Consider the following 6,881-nt stretch of genomic DNA (forward strand, 5'->3'; position numbering starts at 1 on the left):
GCGGCGCTTCGGACCGGTCGACGCAGGCGACGGGCGCGTGGCCGAGCCCACGCTCGGCTGCTGTTGGCCCAGCCGCCCAAGCTCAGCCGAGCATGGGCTCGGCTCTACAAGGTCGCGGCGCGTGAGCGCTGCAGCCAGTCGTTGATCGCCGGATCGAGCCGCGGGTCGTCCGGCAGCTGCATGCCGAAGCCTTGCTGCAGCACGTCGCGCACGTCGGCAACATCCTGCAGCGGACGCTTGTCCGGTGCCTGGCCGGGGCGGTACTCGGTGTAGTTGCCGCTGCCGATGGTGCGTCGCCAGTCCGGCCCGGTCAGCGACGCGCGCAGCTGGCCAGGGAAGCTGGAGTCGGGATGGGTGCACACGTACCAGTTGCCCACCACGTTGTCGATCGGTGCCGGCACGTGCAGGTCGAAACGGTACATCGCCCGCCAGCCGTCAGCGGATTCGGCGGACAGCACGAAATCCCCCTCGCCGGGCAGCCGCTGCAGCAGATAGCGTTCGTGCGGCGTGGCCTGCGGTTGCGGATCATGCAGCCGCAGCGGCACGGTCGGGGTCAGGCTGCCGAAACCGGCATCCACCAGCCAGTCATCGCCGTCCACCTGCACGCGCAGCAGCAGGTGGGTCCGTGCGGTCAGTTCGCCGTCCTGGGCAGCCAGCAGCACGCGCGCGCTCAATGGCTGTGCATCGAAGCCCAGCGCCTGCAGCAGCGCCAGCAGGCCGCCGTTGAGTTCGAAGCAGTAGCCGCCACGACGGTCGTCGAGCAGCTTGCGCTGCACGCTGTCCAGGTCGATCGGTACCGCATCGCGCAGCAGGCAGCTGAGGGTCTCGAACGGCAGCACTGCGTTGTGACGCTGCTGCAGCAGGGTCAGCCCGGCCAGCGTCAGCGGTGGCGGGGCATCCAGCTGCAGGCGCTGCAGGTAGCGGGGGACATCGAGCGTCGTCATGGCGGCACCGGGCGGGAGGGGAGGTCCACTGTGCTCCCCCAACCGGGGTTGAGGTCAAGGGCGCTGGTCGTGTCACGCCAGCGTCGCCTGCACCCGGTACAAAGGCCGCGTCCGCCCGTCACCGCTGGGCCAGGACGACGAAAGTTCTAAAGTTGCCTTGAATCCGGCCGATAAAGGTGCGTCCTTCTGCCTGGAGTCTGTCATGTCGGCCGTTGTCCCCCACCTCCGGTCCCTGCGCACGCGGCTTGCGGCGCTGCGCCCGGCGTCTTCCGGCCTGCTGCTGTGGCTGCAACCGCATCGGCTGAGCGTAGCCAACAAGCTCAAGGCGACCTTGTGGGTCTGTGGCCTGGGACTGGTCGCAATTGCCGCCGCCTATGCCTGGACCGGGCATGCCAGCACGCAGGCTGCGCGCAGCCAGGCCAGCTACCAGCGCGGCAGTGATCTGGCCGCGCGCCTGGCCACGCGGGTGGCCGAAGCGCGCCGCCTGCAGATCCAGTATGCACGCAGTTTCGATGATGCCGACCGCGCGCAGCTGCTGGCCACGCAAAAGGCGCTGCAGGACGATCTGCAGGCGCTGCGCACGATGCCGATGGATGCCGGCCGGCGCAAGGCCCTGCAGGCGCTGACCGAAGCTGCAGACGCGTTCTCGCAGGGTGTTGCCGCCCTGTTCGAACGGGTCGACGAGATGGGCCGTGGTGAGGCCGGCCTCGCCGCGCAGCTGCAACAGGCTGCACACACGCTGCAGGGGCAGGTGGATGCGCAGCAGCGGGATGCGCTGGCGTTGTCCCTGCAGAAGATGCGGCGGCAGGAGGCACTGCTGCTGCTCGACGGTGATTCCACCCACGCCGACCGCGCCAGCGAAGAAAAGCTGCCGTTCGATCTCGCGCTGGCGGGCCTGCCCGCGGATGCGCAGGTCACCCTGCGCACCGGGATGGATGCGTATCAGGCCGCATTGCTGGGGTATACCGCGGCCCGCGTCGGCCTGGATGTGGAAGCGCAGTCGCTGCTGGATACCGCCGCGGGCGTAGCGCCTGCGCTGGCCGCATTCCAGCAGGCACAGGTGGCGGCGCTGGCCGGGGCGCAGGCACGCCAGCAGGCCGGCGCGCGCACCATGAGCGTGCTGTTCGCACTGACCCTGCTGCTGGTGGCCGGCGTGCTGATCACCAGCCTGGTCCTGGTGCTGCGTGCGGTGCGCCAGCCGATCCAGGACACCCTGCGCTTCGCCAGCGACATCGCTGACGACCGCTTGGACACCACCCTGCGCGTCTACAACGCCAACGACGAGATCGGCCAGCTGGCGCAGCGCCTGGTCGACATGCAGCAGCGCCTGCGCGCGCGTATCGAGACCGAGCGTGCCGTCGCGCGCGGCAACACCCGGGTGCGCCAGGCATTGGACAGTGCACAGACCGGTTTGATGGTGATCGATGCGGAAGGGCAGGTCGCCTACGCCAACCCGGCATTGCTGCAGCTGCTTGACCTGCGGAACGAAGCGCTGGTGGGCAGCGACGCGGTACGCCTGCATCCGGCGTTGGCCAGCCTGGCCGGCGTGCGCCAGCGCGAAGAGCGCGAGATCGGCCATGCCGGCACGCGTTACCAGCTGATTGCCAACCCCGTCATCGATGAAGGGCAATTCCTCGGCGTAGCGGTGGAATGGCGCAGTCGTGCGCTGGAGACCCTGCTGGAAACCGAGGTCGCTGCCCTGGTCGATGCTGCAGCACACGGCGACCTGCACGGTCGCATCGCGCTGGAGGGCAAGCAGGGCTTCGTGCGCACGTTGTCGACCAGCATCAACCGCCTGCTGGCGACGTTTGAAACCAACCTCGGCGACCTGCAGGCATTGCTGGCTGCGCTGGCCCGTGGTGACCTCAGCGTGCGCATGGAGGGTGAGCTGCAGGGCGTGTTCGCGCGCATGCGCGATGATGCCAACGCGACGGTCGCGCAGCTGGGCCGCATCGTCACCCGCATCCAGCACGCCACCTCCAGTCTCGATACCGGCGTTGGCGAGATCGTTGCCGGCCATCATGATCTGTCTCAGCGCACCGAGCAGCAGGCCGCCAACCTGGAAGAGACCGCCGCTTCCATGCACGAACTGACCGATACGGTCGGTCGCAATGCTGATGCCGCAGGCCGTGCCGACGCGCTGGTCAAGGGTGCGGCTGCAGTGGCGCAGCGCGGCGGCGAGGCTGTCGGCCAGGTGGTGGCGACCATGCAGGGCATCAGCGAGGCATCGCGGCGGATCGGCGACATTACCCAGCTGATCGACGGCATCGCCTTCCAGACCAACATCCTCGCGCTGAATGCGGCGGTGGAAGCGGCGCGTGCCGGTGAGCAGGGCCGCAGTTTCGCCGTGGTAGCCGCGGAAGTGCGCCTGCTTGCACAACGCAGCGCAGAGGCGGCCAAGCAGATCAAGGGCCTGATTGAGGATTCGGTGGCGCGTGTGGGAGAGGGCAACCAGCAGGCCGAACAGGCCGGCACCACGATGGGCGAGATCGTCGGCAGCGTGCAGCAGCTGGCCGAGCTGCTGGCGGGTATCCGCAGTGCGTCGCAGGACCAGCATGCCGGCATCGCACAGGTGAACCAGACCATCGTGCAGATGGAAGCCAGTACCCAACGCAACGCCAGCCTGGTGGAAGAGGCCGGTGCCTCCACGGCGCAGATGCAGGTCCAGGTGCGTGCCCTGACCGACGCGGTGGGCGCGTTCCGGTTGCAGTCGATGCCGCAGGCGCGCGCCGCCGCGGCCTAGTCAGCCGAGCGTAGGCTCGGCGCTACATCGGCTGCAGGAACACTGTAGAGCCGAGCCCATGCTCGGCTCACACCAGCGTTCGGCGGCAGGAATCAATACACGTCGCGGCGGTAGCGCCCGTTTTCCAGCAGCATTTCCACCGCTTCATCGCCCAGCGCCGTTCGCAGCACCCGGTCCACGCCTTCGGCCATGCCCTGCAACGACCCACAGACATGGATCACCGCACCGCGCCGCATCCAGTCGCGCAGCGTTCCGGTGGCCGCCTGCAGGCGATCCTGCACATAACCGCCGTCGCCATCGCGCGAGAACGCCAGGTCCACCCGCGCGAGATGGCCATCGGCCTGCCACGCTTCGATCTCGTCGGCGAACAGGAAATCGAGTGCACGCTGGCGCTCGCCGAACAACAGCCAGTGCCCGTGTTCGCCTGCACGGGCGGCTTCGCGCAACAGGCTGCGCAGGCCGGCGATGCCGGTGCCGTTGCCGATCAGCACCATCGGCGCGCCAATGACACGATGGAAACCGGGGTTGCGATGCACGCGGGCGACGATGCCGGCACCGATCGGCGCATGCAACGACAGCCAGCCCGAGCCCAGCCCGGCTCGACCGGAGGCGTCATGCACCAGCCGCACCACCAGCTCCACCACGCCATCATCCGTGCAGGAGGCGATCGAATACTCGCGGCTGGGCAGCAGCGGCAGCCCGGCCAGCCACAGGCAGGCATCCTGCACTGCCAGCGCGGCATCGGCCTCGGGCAGCTCGCGTTCGCTGGCCAGCGCCAGCAGCGTGCGCGGATGGCCATCGACCAGCAAGGGCTGCAGCGGATCCAGCCCATGCGCCTTCAACACGGCACCGGCATGCTGCGCATTGTGGCGGGGCGCGATGTGCAGGATGTCACCCGCCTGCCACTGCACGTCGGCCGGTGCGGCAAGACGGATACGCCAGATCGCTCCGCCGACGCTGCCAGGGTTGAGGCGGTCGCGGCCGAGCAGGCGCCACTCATGCATCTGCGTAGCCGCAGGCAGCACGCTGTCATCGGTGACGATGCCGGTGAGCGCACCCAGCTCCTGCTGCCACCGGCGCAGCGCGGGGACCGAGGCGGCATCGACGTCGACGCGCTCGAACAGTGCACGCGCGCCGTTTCCGATCAACCAGCCATCGACCCGGCGGCCGAAGCCGCAGTAGTGCGGGTACTGGCGGTCACCCAGCGCGAGCAGGCCGAACTGCAGGCCCGAAAGGTCCAGCGCTTGTGCAAGCAACTGCCGCGCTGCGCGCCGTGCGGCGTCGGGCGGCTCGCCGTCGCCGAAGGTGCTCAGCACGAACAGCGCGCTCGATGCACGCAGCAGGAGCGCGGCATCGATGCGCGCCAGCGGCAGCACCTGCACCGCATGGCCGGCCGCCTGCAGCTGGGCCGCCGCGCGCCACGCCAGCTGTTCGCCCAGTCCGCTCTGGCTGGCATGCACCACCAGCCACGCTGCGTTGCCGGCGTCGCTGGCCCGCATCGGTAGCGCCTGGCGCAGCCCGCGCGCGGCACGCTGGCTGCGGCGGCGGTCCAGGTACAGCATCCAGCCGGTGATGAAGAACAGGCTCATGCCCAGGCTGCTGAGCATCACCACCACGCGCCCGGGTACACCGAAGTAGCTGCCCGAATGCAGCGCGAACACGCTGGTGGCCAGCTGTCCGCCCGCGCCCTGGCGTGCGTACGGGCGGGCATCGAGAACCGCACCGCTGGCCGGATCGAGCTGCAGCAGGTCATGCGCACGATCATGGTGGCCGCCGCGCTGCGACGGATCACCGGCCATCACCCGCACGTTCAGCGCCTGCCCGGGCTTCTCCGGCAGGCGCAGGTCAATGAAGCCGGCGCGCACGCCCGGCAGCGCGTACAGCGTGGCTTCAATGCGGTGCAGGTCCAGCGATGCATCGGTGGCAACCTGGTGCTTGGCCGCCGGTGGGACGCCCAGCAGCGTGCTGGCCGCGCTGCGATACCCGTCGAACGACCACCACAGGCCGGTCAGCGCACTCATCAGGTAGATCAGCAGCACCCAGGTGCCGACGACCGAGTGCAGGCTCCACAGGAAGCCGCGCCCGCTGCGTTTCCACTCCACTGCCAGCCAGCTGCGCCAGTGCCACCAGCGTCGTGGCCAGCGCAGGTAGAGTCCGGACAGGGTGAAGAACAGCAGGGCGATGGCACAGCTGCCGGTGATCCACTTGCCGCGTTCGCCCGCGGCAAGGTGGCGATGCAGGTCCTCGACGAAGTCGAAGAACGCCTGGCCGCGCAGGGCGCTGAAGCGCTCACCGCTGTACGGGTCGAAGTACACCCAGTGGTCCTTGCCGCCGGCAAAGCGCGCGACCGACGGCCGCTGTCCGGTGGCATCGATACGCAGGCGTTGCAGGGGGCGCTCGCTGCCGGCCTGGAGCAGCGGTACCAGTTCACTGAGTGCAAGGGGAGGCTGTCCGTCGGCATGGTGCTCGGCGATCTCGGCAAAGCCGGGATTGGCGGCGCGCAGCAGCTCGTCCTCGAAGGACAGCACGGCGCCGCTGAGGCCCATCACGGCCAGGACGGCACCGGCGGTAATGCCCAGCAGCCAATGCAGTTGGAACAGGACGTTCTTGAACATCGAAGGAGAGGGGCCCGGGAGGCTGCCGCCCGCATCCTGCGCAACAGCAAATGAGAATTAGTCGCGGAATTCTCCGTGGCGGACGGGCTACGGTCAAGGAGGGTTTTGTTGCAGGGCTTTGCAGCCCTGCACCCGCTGCAAGCCGGAGCAACGTCAACCTCAAAAGCTGGCTTTCCGTGGGTTGGCGGGGCGGGTCCGGCTGAGAGGGACGCTGCAAGTACGTCCATGTAGCTCGGTCGCCGCCTGCTCGTGTGCGCTGTCCTGCGCACACGGCAAGACCGGGGTTGGGTGTCCTGCCCAACCCGCCCGAGGCATGCCTCGGGCCCATGCGGCTCGCGTCTCCTCAACCGGACCCACCCCGCCTTCGACAGATTCTCGCGACCTGCCGTAGATCCACGCCATGCGTGGATGCTTTTCGTTCAATTTTCGAAATGTTTGATTTCGATGGAGATTCATACCCAACAGCCGCCGGAATCTGTCGGAGGCGGGGCGGTGTGGCTGGGCAGGACCGTTGGCGCCATGGATGGCGCCATCGAGCCCCCATGGATGGGTTTACGGCGTGTCCTGCCCAGCCGCACC

Annotated in this window: 3 protein-coding genes; 1 reads left to right on the plus strand and 2 read right to left on the minus strand. The window is 68.7% G+C overall.

Going from position 1 to position 6,881, the window contains the following annotated elements; translation table 11 throughout:
• Positions 1-104: 104 nt before the first annotated feature.
• Entirely contained in the window at positions 105-944 is an 840-nt protein-coding gene (locus ABGA94_RS01210; RefSeq protein WP_005419680.1) for an arylamine N-acetyltransferase, read from the minus strand.
• A 202-nt stretch (positions 945-1,146) separates the two neighbouring features.
• On the opposite strand from ABGA94_RS01210, the gene ABGA94_RS01215 reads away from it, so the two are divergent.
• Positions 1,147-3,687 (plus strand): methyl-accepting chemotaxis protein, encoded by a 2,541-nt coding sequence (locus tag ABGA94_RS01215; protein WP_111174693.1) that lies wholly within the window; start codon positions 1,147-1,149, stop codon positions 3,685-3,687.
• A 92-nt stretch (positions 3,688-3,779) separates the two neighbouring features.
• Here ABGA94_RS01215 and ABGA94_RS01220 read toward each other — a convergent pair whose 3' ends face one another.
• On the minus strand, positions 3,780-6,302 hold the full coding sequence (locus tag ABGA94_RS01220; RefSeq protein ID WP_375366148.1) for a PepSY domain-containing protein: 2,523 nt from the start codon (positions 6,300-6,302) through the stop codon (positions 3,780-3,782).
• Between the last annotated feature and the right edge of the window lie 579 nt (positions 6,303-6,881).

The sequence above is a fragment of the Stenotrophomonas sp. 3diitr2024 genome, from assembly GCF_042136455.1.
Taxonomy (GTDB): Bacteria; Pseudomonadota; Gammaproteobacteria; order Xanthomonadales; family Xanthomonadaceae; genus Stenotrophomonas; species Stenotrophomonas sepilia.